The organism is Streptomyces sp. NPDC058289 (genome assembly GCF_042880975.1).
Classification (GTDB): domain Bacteria; phylum Actinomycetota; class Actinomycetes; order Streptomycetales; family Streptomycetaceae; genus Streptomyces; species Streptomyces stoeckheimensis.
This window is the reverse complement of record NZ_JBHVYI010000005.1, coordinates 143,992-166,904: the sequence shown is the minus strand read 5'-3', so window position 1 is coordinate 166,904 and position 22,913 is coordinate 143,992. Positions and strand designations below refer to the sequence as shown.

The following is a 22,913-nucleotide window of genomic DNA, read 5'->3' as shown; positions in this document are numbered from 1 at the left end:
GGTACGGCCGGGTACTGCGGGCGCCTACGCCGGGTTCTGGCTCTGCAGGGCCACCGACAGCTCGGCCGCGACGCCCTGGAGGATCGGCACGAAGGACTCGGCCACGGCCTCGGTCACCCGGCCGGCCGGGCCGGAGATGGAGATCGCGGCGGCGGTCGGCGAGTTCGGCACGGAGACCGCCAGGCAGCGGACTCCTATTTCCTGCTCGTTGTCGTCGACGGCGTAGCCCACCCGCCGGACGACCTCCAGGGCGTCCAGGAAGCCCTCGGGGGTGGTGATGGTCTTCTCGGTCGCGGCCGGCATCCCGGTGCGCGAGAGGAGCGCCCGCACCTCGTCCGCGGGGGTGTAGGCGAGCAGCGCCTTGCCCACGCCGGTGGAGTGCGGCAGCACCCGGCGGCCGACCTCGGTGAACATGCGCATCGAGTGCTTGGACGGCACCTGGGCGACGTAGACGATCTCGTCGCCGTCGAGCAGGGCCATGTTCGCGGTCTCGCCGGTCTCCTCCACCAGGCGCGCCAGGTACGGGCGGGCCCAGGTGCCCAGCAGCCGCGACGCGGACTCGCCGAGGCGGATCAACCGGGGTCCGAGGGAGTACCGTCGGTTGGGCTGCTGCCGGACATAGCCGCACGCCACGAGGGTGCGCATGAGGCGATGGATGGTGGGCAGCGGCAGACCGCTGGCGGCGGAGAGCTCGCTGAGGCCGACTTCGCCCCCGGCATCGGCCATGCGTTCGAGCAGATCGAAGGCGCGCTCAAGGGACTGGACGCCACCGCTGGCGGCGGTGGGCTTGGTGGAGGCGTCGGTGGTGCTGGCGCTGGACGTCGGCACGGGCGCGGTCCTTTCGGTGCTGGCAGGCAAGCAAGCAGCCTACCGGTCGGTCTGCATCGGCCCTAGAGCCGGGGCAATGCCGTCCCCGCCGGTCAGAGGCGGTTTGTCCTGGTGGCGGACGTCCTCGGGAAGTTACCCGTCCGGTTCCCGGTGGTGGTAGCTACATTCTGCATAGCGAAATCTTAATTCCATCCTGTGGAAACATCCAATTGCGGTACGCGGTCGTCAGTGGTCCGTCCGGGCGCTCTTGACTGGTTCCGGATCGACGTGAAGACTCCGTCAACAGAACGTTGAATTTCGCTCTGTGGAAGTAGATGGGGAGGTTCCGGTGTCCGACCTGGCTGTGGAACTGGTACTGCGCTCGACGCGCGTCATCACCCCCGAGGGGATGCGTGCCGCTTCGGTGGCCGTCGCCGGCGGGAAGATCGCGGCCGTGCTGCCGTACGAGGCCGACGTACCGGCCGGAGCCCGGCTGGAGGACTTCGGCGACGACGCGCTCCTCCCCGGCCTGGTCGACACCCACGTCCACGTGAACGACCCCGGTCGTACCGAGTGGGAAGGCTTCTGGACGGCCACCCGCGCCGCCGCGGCCGGTGGCATCACCACCATCCTCGACATGCCGCTCAACTCGCTGCCGCCCACCACGACCACCGCCAACCTGGTGGTCAAGCAGGACGTGGCCCGGACCAAGGCGCACGTGGACGTCGGCTTCTGGGGCGGTGCGCTGCCGGACAACGTCAAGGACCTGCGCCCGCTGCACGACGCCGGAGTCTTCGGCTTCAAGTGCTTCCTGTCGCCCTCCGGCGTCGATGAGTTCCCCCTCCTCGACCAGGAGCAGCTGGCCGCCTCGCTCGCCGAGATCACCGGCTTCGGCGGCCTGCTGATCGTGCACGCCGAGGACCCGCACCACCTGGAGTCCGCGCCGCAGAACCCGGGCCCCAAGTACGCCGACTTCCTGGCCTCCCGCCCCCAGGACGCCGAGAACACCGCGATCCAGAACCTGATCGACCAGGCGAAGCGACTGAACGCGCGCGTTCACGTCCTGCACCTGTCCTCCGCCTCCGCGCTGCCGCTGATCGCCGCCGCGAAGGCCGAGGGCGTACAGATCACGGTCGAGTCCTGCCCGCACTTCCTCACCCTCACGGCCGAGGAAGTCCCGGACGGCGCCACCGAGTTCAAGTGCTGCCCGCCCATCCGCGAGTCCGCCAACCAGGACGTCCTGTGGGACGCGCTCGCCGACGGCACGATCGACTGCATCGTCTCCGACCACTCCCCGTCCACCGCGGACCTCAAGACCGGCGACTTCGCCACCGCGTGGGGCGGCATCTCCTCCCTCCAGCTGGGCCTTCCGGCCATCTGGACCGAGGCGCAGAAGCGCGGCCGCACCCTCGAGGACGTCGTCCGCTGGATGTCCGCCGCCCCGGCCGCCCTCGCGGGTCTGGCGCAGAAGGGCGCGATCGAGGTGGGCCGTGACGCCGACTTCGCCGTCCTCGCACCCGAAGAAACGTTCACCGTGGACCCGGCCCACCTCCACCACCGCAACCAGGTCACGGCGTACGCGGGCAAGACCCTGCACGGCGTCGTGAAGTCCACCTGGCTGCGCGGTACGCAGATCGCCGACCACGGCACCCCGACCGAGCCCACGGGCCTCCTCCTCGAAAGGCAGAACTGACAGTGGCACAGCGTGAAACTGGATTCGCTTCTTTCACCGGTAACGCGAACCCGTACGGAGGCGGCGACCCGTACGCGGACTACCGCACCGCGGACTTCCCGTTCACCCAGTACGCGAACCTCGCCGCCCGTGAGCTGGGCGCCGGTGTCACCTTCGCCAACGACGAGTTCTTCGCCCAGCGCGAGAACCTCCTCATCGCCGAGGCCGCGCACTTCGACCCCGAGCACTTCGGCCACAAGGGCAAGATCATGGACGGCTGGGAGACCCGCCGTCGCCGTGGCGTCTCCGCCACGCAGCCCTGGCCGACGCCCGAGGACCACGACTACGCCCTGGTGCGCCTCGGCGCCCCCGGCGTGATCCGCGGCATCGTCGTCGACACCGCCCACTTCCGCGGCAACATGCCGCAGGCCGTCTCCATCGAGGGCACCAACTGGGAAGGCGCCCTCGCGCCGACCCCGGAGGAGCTCCTCGGCGAGGACGTCAAGTGGACCGTGCTCGTCCCGCGCACCGCGGTCGGCGGCCACGCGGCCAACGGCTTCGAGGTCAGCGCCGAGCAGCGCTTCACGCACCTGCGCGTGAACCAGCACCCCGACGGCGGCATCGCCCGCCTGCGCGTCTACGGCGAGGTCGTGCCCGACCCGAAGTGGCTCGCGGCGCTCGGTTCCTTCGACGTGGTGGCCCTGGAGAACGGCGGCTCCGTCCAGGACGCCTCCAACCGCTTCTACTCCCCGCCGACCAACACCATCAACCCGGGCCGCTCCCGCAAGATGGACGACGGCTGGGAGACCGCCCGTCGCCGTGACAACGGCAACGACTGGATCCGCTACCAGCTCGTCGCCGAGTCCGAGATCCGCGCCGTCGAGATCGACACCGCGTACCTCAAGGGCAACTCGGCCGGCTGGGCCTCGCTGTCGATCAAGACCGGCGAGGAGGGCGAGTGGACGGAGTTCCTGCCGCGCACCCGCCTGCAGCCCGACACCAACCACCGCTTCGTGCTCGACGCCCCGGCGGTCGGTACGCACGTGCGCATCGACATCTTCCCGGACGGCGGCTTCTCCCGCCTGCGCCTCTTCGGCGCGCTGACGGAGGCCGGCACCGCCGCGCACACCGCCCGTCACCAGGAGCTGGGCGGCTGACGCCACCCTCGTGACCGCCCCGGGGGCCGACACCCCCGGGGCATGCGCGAACACCCCGCAGGGGCGCACCGTTTCGACGGTGCGCCCCTGCGGCGTTCGCGCCCCTACGGGCTGCGGCGCCCCGCGGGCCGCGCGGGCCGCCGGGGCCCGCTAGCCTGCCGCTACGACCGACACCCAGGGGGCCACGATGGAGCAGAGCACGCCACGCACGACCGAGCAGCGGCGCAAGGACACGCTGGCCCGGTTCGAGAGCGACGTCGACGTCTGGGTCGCCACCGCGGACGCCGAGGGCGTCGCCTGCCTCGTGCCCCTCTCGTTCCGGTGGGACGGCGAGGGCTTCCTGGTGTCGACGGGACGCACCCTGCCCACCGGACGCAACCTCGCGGCGAGCGGCCGTGCCCGGCTGGCCTTCGGCACGACCCGCGACGTGGTCCTCGTCGAGGGCACCGTGACCCGGTCGGAGGCGGCGGAGCTCGCGCCCGGCGAGATCGAGGCCTTCGCGGCGCACTCCGGCTTCGACCCGAGCAGCCTCAAGACGCCCTATCCGTACTTCCGGGTCACGCCCGTGTGGATCCAGGCCTGGCGCGAGGTGAACGAGATCGCCGGACGCGACCTGATGAAGGCCGGCCGCTGGCTGCCCTGACGGACCCGACCGCCCCAACGGCTCTGACGGCCTACGCCGCGTGACCGCCGTCCACCGAGAACTCGGCGCCCGTGACGTACGCGGAGTCCGGTCCCGCGAGGAAGGACACCATGGCGGCCACCTCCTGCGGGGTGCCGAAGCGGCCCAGCGCCGTCATGGCCGACTGCGGTGCGGCGTAAGGGCCGTCCGCCGGGTTCATGTCGGTGTCCACCGGGCCCGGGTGGACCAGGTTCGCGGTGATCCCGCGCTCGCCGAGCTCCCGCGAGAGGGCCTTGGTCAGGCCGGTCAGCGCCGCCTTGCTCATCGCGTACAGGGTGCCGCCCGGGCCCGGCACCCGCTGGGTCATGCAGCTGCCGATGGTGATGATCCGCCCGCCCCGGCCCATCCGGCCGGCCGCGGCGCGGGAGGCCAGGAAGGAGCCCCGGACGTTGATCGAGAGGACCCGGTCCACGTCCGCGGGGGTGAGCCCCTCCAGCGGTCCGAGCACGCCCACCCCGGCGTTGTTCACCAGGACGTCGAGCCGGCCAAGGCCGCGTACGGTCTCCTCCACCGCTTCGGCGACCCGCTCGGCGTCTCCCGAGTCGGCGCGCAGTGCCAGGCCCCGCCGGCCGAGCGCCTCGATCTTGCCGATCACATCGGCGGCCGCGGCCGCGTCGCTGACGTAGGTGATCGCAACGTCGGCCCCGTCCTGCGCGAGCCGCAGCGCGGTCGCCGCGCCGATTCCCCTGCTGCCACCTGTCACCAGGGCCACTGCATTGCCGTTCATGGTGTTCCTCCCGCGTCGGTTGGTTGCGAGTTCAATGAAAGCGCCCGGGGAGCAACGGCGCTGGCAGGAAACGGACATCGCGTTCGCGCGCGCCGGAGCGATGAGTTCCCGGCGGCCCGGGAGTCTGAACCCGTGACAGTGGACGTACCGGAGCCAAGGAGCGCAGTGCCATGGGAAAGCTGACCCTCACCACCTTCCTGACCCTCGACGGCGTGATGCAGGCCCCGGGAGGCCCGGAGGAGGACCCCAGCGGCGGGTTCGCGTACGGCGGGTGGCTCGTGCCCTTCGCCGACGAGGGCATGGGGGAGTTCATCACCGAGGTCTTCGACCGGGCCGGGGCCTTCCTGCTCGGCCGCCGGACCTACGAGATCTTCGCCTCGTACTGGCCGCAGCACGACGACCCCGCCGACCCGGTCGCGAGCAGGCTGAACCGGCTGCCCAAGTACGTGGCCTCGACCACGCTCAAGGAGCCCGCCTGGGGCCCCGCCACCGCGATCGACGGGGAGCAGCTGCAGAGCGAGGTCGTACGGGTCAAGGACGCGACCGAGGGGGAACTGCAAGTGCACGGCAGCGGCGCGCTGGCGCAGTGGCTGCTGGCGCGGGACCTGGTGGACGAGCTGAACCTGCTGGTCTTCCCCGTCTTCCTGGGCGGCGGACGGCGACTGTTCCCGACGGGCGGGCTGCCGACGGCCTTCGAGCTGACGGGCTCCCGCACCACCTCGGCCGGCACGGCCATCCACACCTACCGGCCGACGGGGCGCGCCGCGTTCGGCACCTTCGCCTGACACCGGGCCCAGGCCCGCACCGGGCGGGCCCGCGGGCGCCCGCCCGCGGCCGGTGCGGACCGGGGGGCCAGTGGTGCGGCTCGGGGGACCAGCGGTGCAGCCCCGGGAACAGCGCTGCAGCCCCGGGACCAGCGGTGCGGCCCGGGGATCAAAAGGCTCGACCGGCCGATCATGCTCGGGTAGCTTGGGCTCGCCCCCGTGCGAGCCGCCGAAGTCTCCACCTGCCTTTCTGCCGTTGGAGAACCGGTGTCCACCATCGCCGCCCCCGCTCCCGTCGCCGCCCCCCGCAGGGCCTGGCTCGCGGATCTGCCGGTCCTGCTCGTCGCCGTCGTCTGGGGCGGCAGCTACCTCGCCGCCAAGGGCGTCACCACCACGCACACCGTGATCGCGGTGCTCGTCCTGCGCTTCGCGCTGGTCCTGCCCGTCCTCGCCGTCGCCGGCCGGCGTCGGCTGCGCGCGCTCACCCCCGCCCAGCTGCGCGGCGCCGGGGTACTGGGACTCGTACTCGGCGGAATCTTCCTGCTGGAGACCTACGGGGTCGTCCACACCTCCGCCACCAACGCCGGGCTCATCATCAGCCTGACCATGATCTTCACCCCGCTCGCCGAGTCGGCCGTCCGGCGCGAAGCCCCCTCGCCCGCCTTCCTCGGCGCCGCGGCCGTCTCCGTCTGCGGAGTCGTGCTGCTCACCCAGGGGGCGGGCTTCACCACCCCGAGCCTCGGCGACCTCCTCATCCTCGGCGCCGCGCTCGCCCGGACGGCGCACGTCCTGCTCATGGCCCGGATCAAGGCCGTGCAGGAAGCCGACTCGCTCTCGCTGACCACCGTCCAGCTCGGGACCGCCGTCGCCGTGTTCGCCGTACTGGCCCTGCTGCCCGGCACCGGCGCGAGCCCCTGGGCGGCCGCCGCCGACTTCGGCGCGGCCGAGTGGGCGGGGCTCGCCTTCCTCTCCGTCTTCTGCACCCTGTTCGCCTTCTTCGTGCAGATGTGGGCCGTCCGCCGCACTTCGCCCTCGCGCGTCAGCCTGCTGCTCGGCACCGAACCCCTGTGGGCCGCCGCGGCGGGCATCGCCATCGGCGGCGAGCGGCTCGGCGCGGCCGGTTTCGCGGGGGTCGCGCTGGTGCTCGCGGGTACCGCCTGGGGGCGGCGCGCGGCTGGCTGAACGAATGGCCGAAAGCCGATCCGGAGCAGATCAACTCCCGGTCTAGGGTGGCCACATGCCCGTTCTGGACCTCAGTACGATCGCCGAAGACTTCAACGAGAACCCGTACCCCCACTACGCGCGCATGCGTGCCGAGGGCCCCGTCCACCGGGTGAAGGCGGCGGACGGCCAAGAGGTCTGGCTGATCGTCGGTCACCAGGAGGCCCGCCAGGCCCTCACCCACCCCGCGGTGTCCAAGAACTGGCTGACCTCCGGGCTCTACACGGACCGGGAGCAGACCGAGGCCAGCGCCAACATGATGCGCGCCGACCCGCCCGACCACACCCGGCTGCGCCGGCACGTCTCCCGCTCCTTCGCCCCCGGCCGGATCGAGGGACTGCGCCCGCGCATCCAGGAGATCGTCGACGGACTGCTCGACGGCATGGAGGCCCTCCCCGAGCGCCGCGCCGACCTGATCGAGGCCTTCGCCCAGCCGCTGCCCATGACCGTGATCTGCGAGCTCCTCGGGGTCCCGGAGGCCGATCGCGGCGCCTTCCACGGCTGGATCACCGAGATGGTCTCGCCCACCGGGGTCGAGGCCGAGAACGCGGCCGTGCGCGCCATGACCGGCTACACGGCCGATCTCGTCGACGCCAAGATCGCCCGACCCGGCGATGACCTGCTCAGCGACTGGGTGACCAGCCGGGGGGACGGGGGAGACCGGCTCTCCCGGCAGGAGCTGGTCGCCATGGCCGTCCTGATGATGGTCGGCGGGCACGAGACCACCGTGCACCTGATCTCCAACGGGATGCGGGCGCTGCTCACCCACCCCGACCAGCTCGCCGCCCTGCGCGCCGACCCCGGCGGACTGATCGACGGCGCAGTCGAGGAGATCCTGCGCTACGACGGCCCGGTGGAGACGGCCACGTTCCGCTTCGCCGGCACGGACCTGGAGATCGGCGACACCTTCATCGAGGCGGGCTCCGCCGTACTCGTCTGCCTCGCCGCGGCGGACCGGGACCCCGCCCGCTTCGAACGCCCCGAGGCCTTCGACATCCGCCGCCCCGGCCGCGGCGGGCACATCGCCTTCGGGCACGGCATCCACCACTGCGTCGCCGCCCCGCTCGGCCGGCTGGAGGGCCGGATCGCGATCCGGTCCCTGGTGGAGCGCTTCCCGGACCTCCGGGAGGAGCCGGCCGTCCTGGAATGGGCGCCCGGGACCCTGGTCCGGGGGACGACCCGCCACCCGGTGCGCTGGTAGCAGGGGTGCGCGGGACGGGCGGGACAGGAGCAGTGGGCGGTACGGGAGCCACGGGCGGGAAGGCCGGCTTGCGGACGGGCGGCTCACGGACGGCCGGCTTACGGACCCCGGGTACCTGCACACGGCCCTCAGAGATCCGGGAGCTCCTCCATGGCCACCGGGCGCCGCTCGCGCCGCGAGAGCTCGCAGGCCTCCGCCACCCGGAACGCGGCGAGCGCTTCGACGCCGTCGCACGGATTGGGGCCCTCGCCCCGCACCAGCCGGACGAAGGCCTCCAGCTCGGCCTCGTAGGCGGGAGCGAAGCGTTCCAGGAACCCGGGCCACGGTTTGGTCGCCGGGGGCGGGCCGTGCGGTTCGGTCGAGGCGATCGGCGTGCGGTCGTCCAGCCCGGTGGAGACCTGGTCCAGCTCCCCGGCCAGCTCCATCCGTACGTCGTACCCGGCGCCGTTGCACCGCGTACCGGTACTGGAGACCAGCGTCCCGTCGTCCAGGGTGAGGACGGCGGTGGCAGTGTCGATGTCACCGGCCTCCCGGAAGCGAGCCGGCCCCGCGTCCGATCCGGTCGCGTACACCTCGCTCACCTCGTGCCCCGTCACCCAGCGGACCATGTCGAAGTCGTGCACCAGGCAGTCCCGGTACAGCCCGCCCGAGGTCCGCAGGTACTCGGCGCTCGGCGGCGAGGGATCCGCGGTCGTGGTCCGTACGGTGTGCAACCGGCCCAGGGCCCCGGAGCGGACCAGCTCGCGCGCCGTCGTGTAGCCCGCGTCGAAGCGGCGCATGAACCCGATCTGGAGCACCCCGCCGACCGCCGCGACCTCGCGCAGCACCGCCAGAGTGCGCTCCAGGTCCGGGGCGACCGGCTTCTCGCAGAAGACCGGCAGCCCGCCGCGGACGGCCCGTACGACGAGGTCCGCGTGCCCCTCGGTGGCGCAGGCCACCACCAGTGCGTCCACGCCCCAGGTGAAGACCTGCTCGACGGTGGGCGCGGCGGTGGCCCCGAGCCGGTCGGCGAGGCGCACCGCCCGCGCGGGGTCGGCGTCGGCGAGCAGGAGCGATCCCGCGTCCGCCTGGCGTGCCAGTGCCGCCGCGTGGAAGGAACCGATCCGGCCCGTTCCGATGAGCCCGATGCGCATGCACTCAACGTGGCCCCGTCCGGGGGAGCTGTCAATCTGTCCCGCTGTGTCCGGCACGGTCCGCAATGGCCCCGATGACCTTGCATGGTGCACTGTGACGGATACTGGGCGGCTGCGGTGTGAAACATATGACCGTTTCGGCGACCGGGTACCGCGGCGGGACAGCGCCCGCGGAACGGCCCGACAAGCGAAAGGCACGGGCAGACGTGGCTAGGGTTCGGACAGGGGTACGCCTCGTGGGCGCGGTGCTCGCGGCGGTACTGGGCGCCTCCCTCGTGGGCTGCAGCAGTACGGGCGGCAAGCGCGCCGAGGACCGCGCGAAGGCCGAGGCGGCGGGCCGGCCCGCCGTTTCCACTCCGCGCTGGACCTTCGCGATGGTCACCCACGCGGGCGATGGCGACACCTTCTGGGACATCGTGCAGAAGGGCGCCAAGGAGGCCGCGGCGAAGGACAACATCAACTTCGTCTACGCCCACGACGACCAGGCACAGCAGCAGGCCCAGTTCGTCCAGAACGCCATCGACCAGAAGGTCGACGGGCTGATCGTCTCCCTCGCCAAGCCCGAGGCGCTCAAGGACGTCCTCGCCAAGGCCGTCAAGGCCGGCATCCCGGTGATCACGGTCAACTCCGGATCCGCCCAGTCCGCCGCGTACGGGGCGCTCACCCACATCGGCCAGGACGAGGAGATCGCCGGCGAGGCGGTCGGCACCGAGCTGGGCAAGCGCGGCCGCAAGAAGGCCGTCTGCGTCCTGCACGAGCAGGGCAACGTCGGCCACGAGCAGCGCTGCGCCGGAGCGAAGAAGACCTTCGGCGAGTCCGGCGGGACCCTGGAGAACCTGTACGTCGAAGGCACCAACATGCCGTCCGTCCAGTCCGCCCTCCAGGCCAAGCTCCAGGCCGACCCCTCCGTCGACGCGATCGTCACCCTCGGCGCGCCCTTCGCCCCCACGGCCGTCAAGGCCAAGGACGCGGCGGGCAGCAAGGCCGAGGTCGACACCTTCGACCTGAACGCCTCCGTGGCCCGCGACCTGAAGTCCGGCGCCCTCGGATTCGCCGTCGACCAGCAGCCCTACCTCCAGGGCTACGAGGCCGTGGACCTGCTCTGGCTCTACCGCTACAACGCCGACGTGCTCGGCGGCGGCCGGCCGGTGCTCACCGGGCCGCAGATCGTCACGGGGGCCGAAGCGGCCACGCTGGAGAAGTTCATCAACCGGGGCAGCCGATGAGCACCGGCACCAGCACCCAGGCCCCCGCCCCCGCTCCCGCCCCGCGCGACGAGCGGCTCGCACCCACCTCGCTGCTGCGCCGCCTGCTCGGTCGCCCCGAGCTCGGCGCGGTGGTCGGCGCGGCCGCCGTCTTCGTCTTCTTCTCCTTCGCCGCCGACAGCTTCCTGCGGGCCTCCAGCCTGAGCACGATCCTGTACTCGGCCTCCACGATCGGCATCATGGCCGTCCCGGTGGCCCTGCTCATGATCGGCGGCGAGTTCGACCTGTCCGCCGGGGTCATGGTCACCTCGTCGGCGCTGCTCAGCTCGATGTTCAGCTACCAGATGACCGCCAACGTCTGGGTGGGCGTCCTCGTATCGCTGCTGGTCACCCTGGGGATCGGGTTCTTCAACGGGTTCATGCTGACCCGCACGAAACTGCCCAGCTTCATCATCACGCTCGGCACCTTCCTGATGCTGACCGGCCTGAACCTCGGCTTCACCAAGCTGATCAGCGGCTCGGTCTCCACCAAGACCATCGCCGACATGGAGGGCTTCTCCTCCGCCCGCGCGCTCTTCGCCTCGCAGTGGACCTTCGGCTCGGTCACCCTCAAGGTCACCATCCTGTGGTGGCTGCTCCTGGTCGCGGTGGCCACCTGGATCCTGCTGCGCACCCGCGCCGGAAACTGGATCTTCGCCGTCGGCGGCGGAGCGGACGCCGCCCGGGCGACCGGCGTACCGGTCGTGAAGACCCGTATCGGCCTGTACATGGGCGTCGCGCTGTGCGCCTGGATCTCCGGGCAGCACATCCTCTTCTCGTTCGACGTGGTCCAGTCGGGCGAAGGCGTCGGCAACGAGTTCCTCTACATCATCGCGGCCGTCATCGGCGGCTGTCTGATGACCGGCGGCTACGGCTCGGCCATCGGCTCCGCCGTGGGCGCCTTCATCTTCGGCATGACCAGCAACGGCATCGTGTACGCCCAGTGGAACCCGGACTGGTTCAAGTTCTTCCTCGGCGCGATGCTGCTGCTGGCCACGCTGCTCAACGCATGGGTCCGCAAGCGGGCGGAGGCGAAGTGACGATGACCGACACCGGAACCGAAACGTCCCCGGCCGGCGCACCCGCCCTGGTGAAGCTGACCGAGGTCAGCAAGTACTACGGCAACATCCGTGCCCTCCAGGACGTCTCCCTGGAGGTCTCGGCCGGCGAGATCACCTGTGTCCTCGGCGACAACGGCGCCGGCAAGTCCACCCTGATCAAGATCATCGCGGGGCTGCACCGGCACGACGCCGGCACCTTCGAGATCGAGGGCGAAGAGACCGTCCTCGCCAACCCGCGCGCCGCCCTCGACCGCGGCATCGCCACCGTCTACCAGGACCTCGCCGTGGTCCCGCTCATGCCCGTCTGGCGCAACTTCTTCCTCGGCTCCGAGCCCACGAAGGGCCGCGGACCCTTCCGCCGCCTCGACGTGGAGCTCATGCGCCGGACCACCCGCGCCGAGCTGCTGCGCATGGGCATCGACCTGCGCGACGTGGACCAGCCCATCGGCACCCTCTCCGGCGGCGAGCGGCAGTGCGTGGCCATCGCCCGCGCCGTCCACTTCGGCGCGAAGGTCCTCGTGCTCGACGAGCCCACCGCCGCCCTCGGCGTCAAACAGTCCGGCGTGGTCCTCAAGTACGTCGCCGCGGCCCGTGACGCCGGCCTCGGCGTGGTCCTGATCACGCACAACCCGCACCACGCCCACCTGGTCGGGGACCGGTTCGTGCTGCTCAAGCGCGGCACCATGGCGGGCAGCCACACCCGTGACTCGATCACCCTGGACGAGCTCACCCGGCAGATGGCGGGCGGCTCCGAGCTCGACGAACTGAGCCACGAACTGGAGCGAGTGGCAGAATCAGGACCTGACAACGCATCCGCTTCCCCATCGGCCACTCCATCCGACCAGGCATCCGGCCCCACTGCGGGCCCCGCCGCACCTTGAGGGACGACACGACTCGATGAGCACGTACCGGGACTTCACGCTCGCCCACCGGGGGGCGGCACGAGGCACCGTCCTGCGGACCATCGGGACCCGTGAGCGCCGGTCGCACCTGACCGCCCCGCGCGTTCCGACCGTCGGCATCGACATCGGCGGCACCAAGGTGATGGCCGGGGTGGTCGACGCCGACGGGGTCATCCTGGAGAAGATCCGGACCGAGACCCCGGACAAGTCCAAGAGCCCCAAGGTCGTCGAGGACACCATCGTCGAGCTGGTCCTCGACCTCTCCGACCGGCACGACGTGCACGCCGTGGGCATCGGCGCCGCCGGCTGGGTCGACGCCGACCGCTCCCGCGTCCTGTTCGCCCCGCACCTGGCCTGGCGCGACGAGCCGCTGCGCGACGCGCTCCAGTCCCGGCTCGCGGTACCGGTCATGGTGGACAACGATGCCAACACCGCCGCCTGGGCCGAGTGGCGCTTCGGCGCCGGCCGGGGCGAGGACCACCTGGTCATGATCACCCTGGGCACCGGGATCGGCGGGGCCATCCTCGAAGGCGGCCAGGTCAAGCGCGGCCGCTACGGGGTCGCCGGCGAGTTCGGCCACATGCAGGTGGTCCCCGGGGGCCACCGGTGCCCCTGCGGCAACCGCGGCTGCTGGGAGCAGTACAGCTCCGGCAACGCGCTGGTCCGCGAGGCCCGCGAGCTGGCCGCCGCCGACTCCCCGGTCGCGCACAACCTCATCGCCCGGGTCGGCGGCAACGTCAACGAGATCACCGGGCCGCTCATCACCGAGCTGGCCCGCGAGGGCGACGCCATGTGCGTCGAGCTCCTCCAGGACATCGGCCAGTGGCTCGGCGTCGGCATCGCCAACCTCGCGGCCGCCCTCGACCCCTCCTGCTTCGTCATCGGGGGCGGCGTCAGCGCCGCCGACGACCTGCTGATCGGCCCGGCCCGCGACGCCTTCCGCCGCCACCTCACCGGCCGCGGCTACCGTCCCGAGGCCCGCATCGCCAAGGCCCAGCTCGGCCCCGAGGCCGGCATGGTCGGCGCCGCCGACCTCTCCCGACTGGTAGCCCGCCGCTTCCGCCGGGCCACGCGCCGGCGCGTCGAGCGGTACGAGCGCTACGCGCAGTTCGGCCGGCGCGACACCACCACCGGCCCCGAAGACCAGGACCAGCAGTGACTCCGCCCTCTCTGCCCCGCCAGGCCCCGTCCCCCGACGAGCGGTCCGGCGCGCCCACTCCGGAGGACCGCAAGCACGTGGTGCGGCGCCGCTGGATCACGGCGATCATCATCCTGCTGCTGGTCGGCGTCCCGGCGGGCTACCTCGCCGTCTCCGCCCAGCAGAGCCGCCAGAGCGGCCGCGACAAGGCCGCCAAGGTCGGCGCCGCCAAGGTCCGCACCGGCTGGCCCTCCAAGGTGCAGCGCAGCATCTACGAGGTCCCGATCCCGGTGAAGGCCTCGCGGGTCGGGTACCTGGAGACCAACAACTGGCACACCAGCCGCCTGTACGTGCAGTTCGGAGTCACCCCGGAGGAGCTCGACACCTTCCTCGCCGAGGTCGGCACCAGCCGGGAGGACCTGACCCGCGGGGTGTCGATCTCCCCGAGCGACACCGCGTTCGCGGGCTGGCGCTGGGGCTCGAAGGGCAGCTGGTACGGAATCACCCTGGACGCCCCGGACCCCCGGCCCACCCGCGACATCACCGTCGACCTCAGCCACCCCGGGTACCCCAAGGTCTTCGTGGTCTCCACGGCAGTGCCCTAGGGCCCCGCCCGCCCCGCGAGTACAGTGCGCCCCGGGGACGGAGCCGTAGCGCAGAGGTCGTCGCGCGCGGTCTCCAACACTGCGAGGACGCCGGTTCGAATCCGGTCGGCTCCGTCTTCCCACCGTGCGGCGGCGCTAGCCTTGGATCATGAAGCTCACCAAGCGGCTGCACTCCTGCGTCCAGCTGGAGAAGGACGGGCGCCTGCTCGTCATCGACCCGGGCGCCTTCAGCGAACCGGACGCCGGCCTCGGCGCCGACGTCCTGCTCGTCACCCACGAGCACCCCGACCACTTCGAGGAGGGCCGGCTGCGCGCCGCCCTCGACGCGAACCCGGCGGCGCAGCTGTGGACCCTGCGCAGCGTCGCGGAGAAGCTGGCCCCCGCTTATCCGGGCCGCGTCCACACCGTGGGCCACGGGGACGCCTTCACCGCGGCCGGCTTCGAGGTCCAGGTGCACGGCGAGCTGCACGCCGTGATCCACCCGGACATCCCGCGGATCACCAACGTCGGCTACCTGGTGGACGCTTCCGTCTTCCATCCGGGGGACGCGCTGACCGTGCCCGAGACCCCCGTCGAGACCCTCATGCTCCCGGTGCACGCGCCCTGGAACAAGATCGCCGAAGTGATCGACTACGTGCGCGAGGTCAAGCCGCGCCAGACCCTCGCCATCCACGACGCCGGTCTGACCGATCTCGTGCTGCCGATCTACGCCAACCAGATCGGCAACCTCGGCGGCGCCGAGTACGGCCGACTCACCCCGGGCCACGCCGCCGACCTGTGACTGTCGGTGCCGGGCGGTAGGTTGGACGGCATGCGTATCGCCACGTTCAACGTCAACTCGATCACCGCCCGGCTGCCGCGCCTGCTGGCCTGGCTGGAGAGCTCCGGCACCGATGTCGTGTGCATCCAGGAGACCAAGTGCTCCGCGGAGCAGTTCCCGTACGAGGAGCTCCGCGCGCTGGGCTACGAGTCGGCCGTCAACGCCACCGGACGGTGGAACGGCGTGGCGCTGATCTCCAAGGTCGGCCTGGAGGACGTGGTCGTGGGGCTGCCCGGCGGCCCCGATTACGAGGGCGTCCAGGAGCCCCGCGCCATCTCCGCCACCTGTGGTGGCGTGCGCCTCTGGTCGGTGTACGTGCCCAACGGGCGCGAGGTCGAGCACGACCACTACGGCTACAAGCTGGACTGGTTCCGGTCCCTGTCCACCGCCATCGCCGAGGACGCGGCGGGGGAGCGCCCCTTCGCGGTGCTCGGCGACTTCAACGTGGCCCCGACCGACGAGGACGTCTACGACCCGGCGGTCTTCGAGGGCCTCACCCACGTGACCCCGGCCGAGCGGGCCGCCCTGGAGCAGCTGCGGGCGGCCGGGCTCTCCGACGTCTTCCCGCGCGCGCTCAAGTACGACCGGCCGTACACCTTCTGGGACTACCGGATGCTGGCCTTCCCGAAGAACCGGGGCATGCGCATCGACCTGGTCTACGGGAACGAGGCCTTCGCCAAGGCCGTCACCGACTCCTACGTGGACCGCGAGGAGCGCAAGGGCAAGGGCGCCTCCGACCACGCACCGGTCGTCGTCGACCTGGAGGTCTAGGTCGTCTCTTTCGGATCTTGCCGGGCGGCGCGGGCCAGGCAAGATCCGAAAGAGACGGCCCAGCCCCGCCGATTGCCCCGCGGCCCGTGATCCTCAGGCGCGCCCTATGGCCGGTCGTGGATCCTGGTGTCAGGCTGGCCCCATGAACATCCCTTTCCTGGCTAATTGGATCAACCGACATGAAACGGACCGGGGCGCGGGACTCGCCGCGGCCCTCGCGGACGATCCGGAGGGCATCAACGAGTTGTTCGCGGAATGCGAGATGCTGCGCGCCCAGGCGCGCTCGGCCGGGCTCGAACTCGACGAGAGCCCGCGCTCGTTGGAGGAGATCGACCAGCTGATGCCGCGCTGGCGCCGGGATCCGGAGATCACCCCGTGGCTCGGCAACGACGCGGGCTTCTACCTCGGGACCGTGATCATCCGCTCCGTTCCGGGCGCCGCCTGGCAGGTGTGGCCCAACGGTCAGCCGATGATCCGGCTGGCCTCGGGCCGCGAGCTGAACGTGGTCGAGTCGGGGGTGTCCTGGGCGATGACGGGATCCCCCGAGCTCAGCCAGGCGTACGCCGAGGCCTCGGAGGGCTGAGCCGCCACGAAAAGGCCCGAGCCGCCACGGAAGGCTGACCTCGCGGGCCTTTATGCGGCTTTTAGGCGTGTCGCGGTGAAGTGCCCTTCCGCGGCTGGATAGTTTGCGCTGACCTCGACACACCGACAAGTGGGCAGGGCAGCGTATGGCCGTCGATCCGTTGATCGAGCTGCGGGACGTCAACAAGCACTTCGGACAACTGCACGTCCTCCAGGACATCAACCTCACCGTCGGCCGCGGGGAGGTGGTGGTGGTCATCGGCCCCTCCGGCTCCGGGAAATCGACCCTGTGCCGGGCGATCAACCGGCTGGAGACCATCGAGTCGGGCACGATCACGCTCGACGGGAAACCGCTGCCGGCCGAGGGCAAGGAGCTCGCCGCGCTCCGCGCGGACGTGGGGATGGTCTTCCAGTCCTTCAACCTCTTCGCGCACAAGACGGTCCTCGCCAACGTCTCCCTCGCCCAGATCAAGGTGCGGAAGCGGAAGAAGGAGGAGGCGGACAAGCGCTCCCGTGAGCTGCTGGAACGGGTCGGCCTCGCGAACCAGGCCGAGAAGTTCCCGGCCCAGCTCTCCGGCGGCCAGCAGCAGCGCGTGGCCATCGCCCGCGCGCTCGCCATGAACCCCAAGGCCCTCCTCTTCGACGAGCCCACCTCCGCGCTCGACCCGGAGATGATCAACGAGGTGCTGGAGGTCATGCAGCAGCTCGCCGCGGAGGGCATGACCATGGTCGTGGTCACCCACGAGATGGGCTTCGCCCGCTCCGCCGCCAACCGCGTCGTGTTCATGGCCGACGGAAAGATCGTCGAGGACCGGACCCCGGAGGCCTTCTTCACCGCCCCCGAGAGCGACCGGGCCAAGGACTTCCTCTCCAAGATCCTCAAGCACTGAGGGGCGGCCCGATGAGACACCACCCGATGAGGCACCACCCGGCGCAACGCCTGCGCGCCTCCTCCGCGGCGCTCGCCCTGGCCCTCGTGCTCGTGGGCGCCCTCGCCGGCTGCGGAAAGTCCGGCAGCCCGCCGGTCAAGGGTCCGCAACCCGAGGACCTGCCCGTCTACCAGGTCGCGACCGGCTTCCAACTGCCGGACTCCCCGACCTGGGAGAAGGCCAAGCGGCGCGGCCACCTCGTGGTCGGCGCCAAGGAGGACCAGCCGTACATGGGGGAGAAGGACCCCGCGAGCGGCCGCTACTCCGGCTTCGACATCGAGATCGCCAAGATGATGTCCGCCTCGCTGGGCTTCGACCCCAAGACCGTGGAGTTCAAGACCATCGCCTCCGCCAACCGCGAGACGGCCCTGCAGAACGGCCAGATCGACTACTACGTCGGCACCTACACGATCAACGACAACCGCAAGAAGCAGGTCGGCTTCGCCGGCCCCTACTTCATGGCCGGCCAGTCCCTGCTGGTGCGCAAGGGGGAGACGGACATCAAGGGCCCCGAGGACCTCGACGGCAAGAAGGTCTGCTCGGCCGCCGGCTCCACCCCCTACCAGCGGCTCCAGAAGGAGTTCCCGCGGGCCGTCCTCGTCGCCTACGACACGTACTCGGTCTGCGTGGACAACCTGCTGACCTACCAGGTCGACGCCGTCTCCACCGACGACTCCATCCTCCTCGGCTACGCCGCCAAGGTCCCCGAGGAGCTCAAGGTGGTCGGCAAGCCCTTCTCCGAGGAGCCCTACGGCATCGGCGTCCCGCGCTCCGACAACGCCCTGCGGTTCGCCCTCGACGACGCACTCGCCGCGAACGAGAAGAACGGCAACTGGAAGAAGGCCTACGAGGCCACGCTCGGCCTCTCCGGCCAGCCCGCGCCGACACCACCCGCCATCGACCGCTACCCGGCGAGCTGAGGGGAGAGCGCACCGCCATGGACGTACTCACCGAAAACTTCTCGCTCTACGGGAAGGGCTTCCTCGGCACCGTGGAACTCACGGTCTACGCCTCCCTCCTGGCCCTGGTCCTCGGATTTTTGATGGCCTCCTTCCGCGTCGCCCCCGTCGGTTCCTTCCGGGTCTTCGGCACTGTCTGGGTGACCATCCTGCGCAACACCCCGCTCACCCTGCTCTTCTTCGCCGTCCTGCTCGGCCTGCCCCGCTTCGGCCTGGTCCTGCCCTTCCAGCTCTTCGCCGTGCTGGCCCTGGGCTGCTACACCTCGGCCTTCATCTGCGAGGTCCTGCGCTCCGGCATCAACACCGTGCCCAAGGGCCAGGGCGAGGCGGCCCGCAGCCTCGGCATGTCCTTCGGCCAGACCCTGGGAACCGTCGTACTGCCGCAGGCCTTCCGGTCCGTCATCCCGCCCATCGGCTCCACGCTGATCGCGCTCGCCAAGAACTCCGCGATCGCCGGGGCCTTCAGCGTCACCGAGCTGCTGGGCACGTACAAGACCCTCAACGAGCTGGGCTACAGCATCATCTGGACCTTCGTCTGGATCGCGGTGGGCTACCTGATCATCACCCTGTCCATCAGCGCGCTGTTCAACGTGCTCGAGAAGCGCTACGGAGTCGCCCGATGACCGCGCACGCGCTCCACGGTGACATGGAGTCCACCGCCCTCTACGACCTGCCGGGCCCGCGCGCCCAGCGCCGCCACTTCTTCTACGGGATCGCCTCGACGGCTCTCATCCTCGGGCTGATCGGCTGGCTGCTCTACCTGCTCTTCGACACGAACCAGTTCACCGCCGCCAAGTGGAGCCCCTTCACCTACCAGGGCATCCAGGAACTGCTGCTCAAGGGGCTCTGGAACACCCTCAAGGCCTTCGCCTACGCCTCGGTGCTCTCGCTCGTGCTCGGTGCGGTGCTCGCGACGGGCCGGCTCTCGGTCCACCGGCCGGTGCGCTGGCTGTGCACGCTGTGCGTGGAGTTCTTCCGGGCGATGCCGGTGCTGGTGATGATCTTCTTCATCTTCGTCGCGCTCAAGGTCCAGCCGCTGCCCGCGCTGGTCGCCGGACTGACCCTGTACAACGGCTCGGTGCTGGCCGAGGTCTTCCGGACCGGCATCAACTCGGTGGAGAAGGGCCAGCGCGAAGCCGCGTACGCCCTGGGCATGCGCAAGACCCAGGTGATGAGCTACATCCTGGCCCCGCAGGGGGTCCGGGCGATGCTGCCCACGATCATCAGCCAGTTGGTGGTCGCCCTGAAGGACACCTCGCTCGGCTACCTGATCACCTACGAGGAGTTCCTGCACGCGGGCAAGCTGATCGCCTCCAACCTCGACTACGACCTGCCCTTCATCCCCGTCGTGATGATCATCTCGCCGATCTACATCGGGATGTGCATGCTCCTGTCCTGGTTCGCCACCTGGGTGGCCCGGCGCGAGCACCGCAACCCCAAGACCAAGGCGGTCGACATCGACATCGACGTGGCCGACCCCGGGACGGCGCTGCCGGGCCGGATCTGACCCGCGGGGCGAAGCCCCCCTGAGCCACACCCGGCCCGGCAGCAGCCGCGGATCACTGCTCGCGCAGCGGCACCGAGACGTACGAGGGATCGGTGCGAGGCGAGGAGAAGGTCAGCTGCCCGCCGGTCGGGTTGTGCTCGATGTACAGCGGGTCGACGGTGTCGACGACGACCGCGAGGCGGTGCCCGGCCGGGACGTCGTAGGCGGTGGAGAAGAGCTCCAGGTCCACGCCGAAGGACTGGCCGGCCGGCTTCCCGTGGAAGGTGTACGGGGCGTTGCTGATCAGCTTCCCGATCCCGAGCGGGCCCACGTCGTAGAGGTACGCGACGAAGGTGCCGTCGGACTTCGAGGGCGTGACGGTGGTGTGCAGTCTCACCGTGCCCCGGACGCGGCGCACCTCTCCGTAGCGCGGCGACTGCCAGACGGCGGCGAAGGCGCGGGGGAGCAGCGGGATGGAGGCGGTGGGGGGCGCCTGGGCGATCTGGTCGAGCAGGCTGGAGAGCATGACGATCCCGCCGTTGGCGCCGGAGTCGATGCCGGTGAAGAGGTGCTCGCTGTCGGAGAGCATCAGCTTCTCGGCGCCGCCGCCGACGGACTTCCAGTCGCCGTAGCCCTCGTACCCGCCGTCGCTGCGGGGCTTGACCTGTACCGGGGCCTCGGTGTCGATGCCGTTGGCCGCGCCCTTGAGGTAGCGGTCGAACCAGCGGTGGGCGTTGGTCCAGGTGTCGTTGGGCAGTCCGAGGAGCCCGGTGGCCTCGGCGGTGGCGTGGTCGCCGGGGCGGAACTCCAGGCGCTTGGGGCCGGTCAGCTTCTCGAAGAACTTCGCGTACTGGTTGGGCGGGAAGATGGTGTCGCCCCAGGCGTTGCCGAGCATGATCGCGGCGCCGTTGGCGTTGATCGCGTCCACCTTCTCGGCGGCCGAGCGCTTCTTGCCCCACTCGATCATCTGCGGCTCCCGGTCCAGCTTCGAGCCGAGGAAGTCGCCGAGGATCTGCTGGAGTTCGGGGCCGGGGCGTCCGGTGAGGAAGCCGGCGCCGCCGAGCAGGGCGGCGGCCTGGAGGTGCTGGGTGCGGCCGGAGTAGATGGACTCGATGAGATCGGCCCAGCCGCTGAGCGCGACCACGGCCTTGATGCGCGGATCGCTCGCGGAGGCCAGCAGGCTGATGCCCGCGCCGTACGAGACCCCGCCCGCGCCGATGTGCGCGGCGTCGGCCGGGGTGTTCGCGAGCGCCCAGTCGATGACGGCGGAGACGTCGGCGGTGTCCGCCGGGCCGGCGGTCTCGATCTCGCCGCCGGAGAGCCAGAAGCCGCGGGAGGTGTAACTGACCACCACGTAGCCGGAGTCGGCGAGCTTCTTGGCCTGGGCGATGTATTCGATCTGCGGCAGGCCCCAGCTGGTCGGCAGCACGATCAGCGGGTACTTCGCGCCGGCCGCGGCGCCGGCCGGGGTGAAGACGTTTCCCTTGAGGGTGATGCCGCCGGAGCCCGGAATGTCGTGGAAGCTCAGCGCCGGGGAGGCTTCGGCGGTGATGGCGGTCGTGCGGGCGGGAGCCGCCTGGGCCTGATGGGGGGCCAGGCCCAGGGCGGCTGCTGCCAGTACGGCTGCCATGGCAGTCGCGGTGCTGGTGGTGCGGACCGTGCGGACCATCGATCGCTCCTCGCGTGTGCCGGGTGTCAAAGTGACCCGACGGTAACGGGAGGGGCTTACCGGAAGTAACCCGTGGGTAAGTTACGTGCCGGTAACAATTACTCGTGTCATCCGGTCTGAGGGGTTCCGCTTACGGCGCTCTTCGTCTGCCACTGTTCCCAGGGCAGGTTCCACTCGCCGTAGCCGTTGCCGATGTCCGGATTGCCCTTGGAGCCCTGCCCCACGACCTCGAACGGGTCGCCGGCCTGGGCTGCCGCGAAGAACGCCTTCGCGTTCTCGTCGCTCATGCCCACGCAGCCGGAACTGGTGTTGGCTCGACCGAAGTTGGCGGTGTTCCACGGCGCGGCGTGCACGTACATGCCCGACCAGGTCAGCCGGATCGAGTAGTCGACCATCTTGTCGTAGGAGTCGCCCAGGCCCACCGTCTGGGAGTCCATCCGGATGGTGCCCTCCTTCGCCATCATCACCATCTTCCCGTTCCAGGAGGCCTTCTTGCCGCCGGGCGTGCCCGCCGAGACCGGGATGGTGCTGACGACCTGGCCGCCTTCGGTGACGGTCGCCTTCTTCGTGTCGAGGTCCACCTTCACCTCGCGGTCCTTGCCGATCTTGAACTCGGTGACGTAGTCCTTGACGAACATCCCGCCGCCGGAGCCGGAGTCGACACCGTTCAGGTTCATCTGGACCTTCACGTCGGTGCCGGACTTCCAGTACTCCTTGGGCCGCCAGTCCACCCGGTCCTTGCCCGAGTAGTCCGTGATCCAGCCCCAGGAACCCTCGGTGTTGGTCGAGGTGGTGACCTTCAGCTGCTTCTCGACCGCGGCCTTGTCCTTCACCGGGTTGTCGAACACGATCGAGACCGGCATGGCCACGCCCACGGTGCTGCCCTTGGGGATGTTGATCGAGACCTTGTTGACCTTGTCGGGGGCCGAGGTCTTGAACGTCGTCGCGGCGCTCTGACTGTCCGTGTTCTGTGCCTCGACCTTGTAGTCGGCCGAGGGCAGGGCGTTGCCCTGCGAGGTCCAGGTCTTCCCGTCGGCGGATATCTGCCCGGCCAGTTCGCCGCCCTTGGCATCCGTGACCTTCACCGCCGCGAGCTTGCCCTCGGCGATCGTCACGGTCACGGGCTGGCCCGCCTTGACCTGGTCGCCGGTGAGGTTCACCGAAACCGCCATGTCGGGCTTCGGCTTCATTTCCGCCTTGGCCGCGCCCCCCGGAGCGGCGCCGCCCCCGCAGGCGGCCAACGAGGCGGCCAGCAATGCGGTGCCGGCCGCCACGGCGGTGCGGCTGCGTACAGAGAAGACCCGGCGTGTGCGGCTCAACGAAAACCCCTCCGAAGTAATGATCGTCCGCAATAGAAGATGCGAACGGAACGACTCTAGGTTG

At 70.7% G+C, this 22,913-nt stretch carries 23 protein-coding genes and 1 tRNA gene; 19 read left to right on the top strand and 5 right to left on the bottom strand.

The genetic code is table 11. The features are described 5' to 3' along the window. Nucleotides 1-24 precede the first annotated feature (24 nt). Nucleotides 25-828: an IclR family transcriptional regulator gene (locus ACFVX6_RS04210; protein WP_250740510.1), complete on the bottom strand. Its 804-nt coding sequence runs from the start codon at nt 826-828 to the stop codon at nt 25-27. Nucleotides 829-1,216: 388 nt separating this feature from the next. Between ACFVX6_RS04210 and allB the strand changes: the two genes are divergently transcribed. The 3 genes from allB (at nt 1,217) to ACFVX6_RS04195 (ending at nt 4,279) form a co-directional block, all read left to right on the top strand. After that, nucleotides 1,217-2,500, top strand: a complete 1,284-nt coding sequence (gene allB, locus ACFVX6_RS04205) for an allantoinase AllB (protein ID WP_389687754.1) — start codon at nt 1,217-1,219, stop codon at nt 2,498-2,500. Between the two features lie 2 nt (nt 2,501-2,502). After that, a complete protein-coding gene (gene alc / locus ACFVX6_RS04200; protein ID WP_389687738.1) occupies nt 2,503-3,636 on the top strand; it encodes an allantoicase in 1,134 nt (377 codons plus the stop codon). 187 nt (nt 3,637-3,823) lie between these two features. Beyond that, entirely contained in the window at nt 3,824-4,279 is a 456-nt protein-coding gene (locus tag ACFVX6_RS04195) for a pyridoxamine 5'-phosphate oxidase family protein (protein WP_389687736.1), read from the top strand. 31 nt (nt 4,280-4,310) lie between these two features. Here ACFVX6_RS04195 and ACFVX6_RS04190 read toward each other — a convergent pair whose 3' ends face one another. Beyond that, nucleotides 4,311-5,045: a 3-oxoacyl-ACP reductase family protein gene (locus ACFVX6_RS04190; protein ID WP_389687734.1), complete on the bottom strand. Its 735-nt coding sequence runs from the start codon at nt 5,043-5,045 to the stop codon at nt 4,311-4,313. 170 nt (nt 5,046-5,215) lie between these two features. Between ACFVX6_RS04190 and ACFVX6_RS04185 the strand changes: the two genes are divergently transcribed. From ACFVX6_RS04185 to ACFVX6_RS04175, 3 genes are all read left to right on the top strand, one after another. After that, entirely contained in the window at nt 5,216-5,830 is a 615-nt protein-coding gene (locus ACFVX6_RS04185) for a dihydrofolate reductase family protein (protein ID WP_389687732.1), read from the top strand. Nucleotides 5,831-6,076: 246 nt separating this feature from the next. After that, nucleotides 6,077-6,991, top strand: coding sequence for a DMT family transporter (locus tag ACFVX6_RS04180; protein ID WP_389687730.1), 915 nt, complete (start codon nt 6,077-6,079; stop codon nt 6,989-6,991). 55 nt (nt 6,992-7,046) lie between these two features. Next, nucleotides 7,047-8,231 carry a cytochrome P450 gene (locus ACFVX6_RS04175; RefSeq protein ID WP_389687728.1) on the top strand — a complete coding sequence of 395 codons (1,185 nt, stop codon included), beginning with the start codon at nt 7,047-7,049 and terminating at the stop codon, nt 8,229-8,231. A gap of 128 nt (nt 8,232-8,359) precedes the next feature. On the opposite strand, the gene ACFVX6_RS04170 is transcribed toward ACFVX6_RS04175, so the two are convergent. Continuing rightward, nucleotides 8,360-9,364, bottom strand: coding sequence for a Gfo/Idh/MocA family oxidoreductase (locus ACFVX6_RS04170; protein ID WP_389687726.1), 1,005 nt, complete (start codon nt 9,362-9,364; stop codon nt 8,360-8,362). Between the two features lie 206 nt (nt 9,365-9,570). Between ACFVX6_RS04170 and ACFVX6_RS04165 the strand changes: the two genes are divergently transcribed. The 13 genes from ACFVX6_RS04165 (at nt 9,571) to ACFVX6_RS04105 (ending at nt 19,882) form a co-directional block, all read left to right on the top strand. Continuing rightward, nucleotides 9,571-10,590, top strand: coding sequence for a sugar ABC transporter substrate-binding protein (locus ACFVX6_RS04165; RefSeq protein ID WP_389687724.1), 1,020 nt, complete (start codon nt 9,571-9,573; stop codon nt 10,588-10,590). Next, nucleotides 10,587-11,648, top strand: coding sequence for an ABC transporter permease (locus ACFVX6_RS04160; protein ID WP_389687722.1), 1,062 nt, complete (start codon nt 10,587-10,589; stop codon nt 11,646-11,648). The genes ACFVX6_RS04165 and ACFVX6_RS04160 overlap by 4 nt, the downstream gene beginning before the upstream one ends. Before the next feature lie 2 nt (nt 11,649-11,650). Then, a complete protein-coding gene (locus ACFVX6_RS04155; RefSeq protein WP_389687720.1) occupies nt 11,651-12,550 on the top strand; it encodes an ATP-binding cassette domain-containing protein in 900 nt (299 codons plus the stop codon). 16 nt (nt 12,551-12,566) lie between these two features. Then, nucleotides 12,567-13,730, top strand: coding sequence for an ROK family glucokinase (locus ACFVX6_RS04150; RefSeq protein ID WP_389687718.1), 1,164 nt, complete (start codon nt 12,567-12,569; stop codon nt 13,728-13,730). Then, entirely contained in the window at nt 13,727-14,314 is a 588-nt protein-coding gene (locus ACFVX6_RS04145; RefSeq protein ID WP_389687716.1) for a hypothetical protein, read from the top strand. The genes ACFVX6_RS04150 and ACFVX6_RS04145 overlap by 4 nt, the downstream gene beginning before the upstream one ends. A gap of 39 nt (nt 14,315-14,353) precedes the next feature. Further along, a tRNA-Trp gene (locus ACFVX6_RS04140) sits at nt 14,354-14,428 on the top strand. A gap of 34 nt (nt 14,429-14,462) precedes the next feature. Continuing rightward, nucleotides 14,463-15,095 (top strand): MBL fold metallo-hydrolase, encoded by a 633-nt coding sequence (locus ACFVX6_RS04135; protein ID WP_389687714.1) that lies wholly within the window; start codon nt 14,463-14,465, stop codon nt 15,093-15,095. A 30-nt stretch (nt 15,096-15,125) separates the two neighbouring features. Then, nucleotides 15,126-15,905, top strand: coding sequence for an exodeoxyribonuclease III (locus tag ACFVX6_RS04130; protein ID WP_389687712.1), 780 nt, complete (start codon nt 15,126-15,128; stop codon nt 15,903-15,905). Between the two features lie 142 nt (nt 15,906-16,047). Further along, nucleotides 16,048-16,488 (top strand): DUF6278 family protein, encoded by a 441-nt coding sequence (locus ACFVX6_RS04125; protein WP_250740494.1) that lies wholly within the window; start codon nt 16,048-16,050, stop codon nt 16,486-16,488. 145 nt (nt 16,489-16,633) lie between these two features. Further along, nucleotides 16,634-17,377: an amino acid ABC transporter ATP-binding protein gene (locus tag ACFVX6_RS04120; RefSeq protein WP_250740493.1), complete on the top strand. Its 744-nt coding sequence runs from the start codon at nt 16,634-16,636 to the stop codon at nt 17,375-17,377. A gap of 11 nt (nt 17,378-17,388) precedes the next feature. Next, nucleotides 17,389-18,336 (top strand): glutamate ABC transporter substrate-binding protein, encoded by a 948-nt coding sequence (locus ACFVX6_RS04115; protein WP_389687709.1) that lies wholly within the window; start codon nt 17,389-17,391, stop codon nt 18,334-18,336. 17 nt (nt 18,337-18,353) lie between these two features. Further along, entirely contained in the window at nt 18,354-18,998 is a 645-nt protein-coding gene (locus tag ACFVX6_RS04110; RefSeq protein WP_274550219.1) for an amino acid ABC transporter permease, read from the top strand. Next, complete coding sequence (locus ACFVX6_RS04105; protein WP_389687707.1) at nt 18,995-19,882, top strand: amino acid ABC transporter permease; 888 nt, start codon at nt 18,995-18,997, stop codon at nt 19,880-19,882. Before ACFVX6_RS04110 ends, ACFVX6_RS04105 begins: the two co-directional genes overlap by 4 nt. A gap of 52 nt (nt 19,883-19,934) precedes the next feature. Here the strand turns inward: ACFVX6_RS04105 and ACFVX6_RS04100 are convergent, their stop codons facing one another. Together ACFVX6_RS04100 and ACFVX6_RS04095 are read right to left on the bottom strand one after the other, a co-directional pair. Further along, nucleotides 19,935-21,530, bottom strand: coding sequence for a CocE/NonD family hydrolase (locus tag ACFVX6_RS04100; protein ID WP_389687705.1), 1,596 nt, complete (start codon nt 21,528-21,530; stop codon nt 19,935-19,937). Nucleotides 21,531-21,637: 107 nt separating this feature from the next. Beyond that, the gene (locus tag ACFVX6_RS04095; protein ID WP_389687703.1) at nt 21,638-22,849 is read right to left on the bottom strand and encodes an Ig-like domain-containing protein; all 1,212 of its coding nucleotides are present in this window, start codon (nt 22,847-22,849) and stop codon (nt 21,638-21,640) included. Nucleotides 22,850-22,913 lie beyond the last annotated feature (64 nt).

Coding starts and splice junctions, on each gene's coding strand:
- ACFVX6_RS04190 (WP_389687734.1), bottom strand. CDS start 5,045: ATGAACGGCAATGCAGTGGCCCTGGTGACAGGTGGCAGCAGGGGAATC.
- ACFVX6_RS04195 (WP_389687736.1), top strand. CDS start 3,824: ATGGAGCAGAGCACGCCACGCACGACCGAGCAGCGGCGCAAGGACACG.
- ACFVX6_RS04150 (WP_389687718.1), top strand. CDS start 12,567: ATGAGCACGTACCGGGACTTCACGCTCGCCCACCGGGGGGCGGCACGA.
- ACFVX6_RS04100 (WP_389687705.1), bottom strand. CDS start 21,530: ATGGTCCGCACGGTCCGCACCACCAGCACCGCGACTGCCATGGCAGCC.
- ACFVX6_RS04120 (WP_250740493.1), top strand. CDS start 16,634: ATGGCCGTCGATCCGTTGATCGAGCTGCGGGACGTCAACAAGCACTTC.
- ACFVX6_RS04170 (WP_389687726.1), bottom strand. CDS start 9,364: ATGCGCATCGGGCTCATCGGAACGGGCCGGATCGGTTCCTTCCACGCG.
- ACFVX6_RS04115 (WP_389687709.1), top strand. CDS start 17,389: ATGAGACACCACCCGATGAGGCACCACCCGGCGCAACGCCTGCGCGCC.
- ACFVX6_RS04110 (WP_274550219.1), top strand. CDS start 18,354: ATGGACGTACTCACCGAAAACTTCTCGCTCTACGGGAAGGGCTTCCTC.
- ACFVX6_RS04185 (WP_389687732.1), top strand. CDS start 5,216: ATGGGAAAGCTGACCCTCACCACCTTCCTGACCCTCGACGGCGTGATG.
- ACFVX6_RS04175 (WP_389687728.1), top strand. CDS start 7,047: ATGCCCGTTCTGGACCTCAGTACGATCGCCGAAGACTTCAACGAGAAC.
- ACFVX6_RS04160 (WP_389687722.1), top strand. CDS start 10,587: ATGAGCACCGGCACCAGCACCCAGGCCCCCGCCCCCGCTCCCGCCCCG.
- ACFVX6_RS04155 (WP_389687720.1), top strand. CDS start 11,651: ATGACCGACACCGGAACCGAAACGTCCCCGGCCGGCGCACCCGCCCTG.
- ACFVX6_RS04105 (WP_389687707.1), top strand. CDS start 18,995: ATGACCGCGCACGCGCTCCACGGTGACATGGAGTCCACCGCCCTCTAC.
- ACFVX6_RS04135 (WP_389687714.1), top strand. CDS start 14,463: ATGAAGCTCACCAAGCGGCTGCACTCCTGCGTCCAGCTGGAGAAGGAC.
- allB (WP_389687754.1), top strand. CDS start 1,217: ATGCGTGCCGCTTCGGTGGCCGTCGCCGGCGGGAAGATCGCGGCCGTG.
- ACFVX6_RS04125 (WP_250740494.1), top strand. CDS start 16,048: ATGAACATCCCTTTCCTGGCTAATTGGATCAACCGACATGAAACGGAC.
- ACFVX6_RS04130 (WP_389687712.1), top strand. CDS start 15,126: ATGCGTATCGCCACGTTCAACGTCAACTCGATCACCGCCCGGCTGCCG.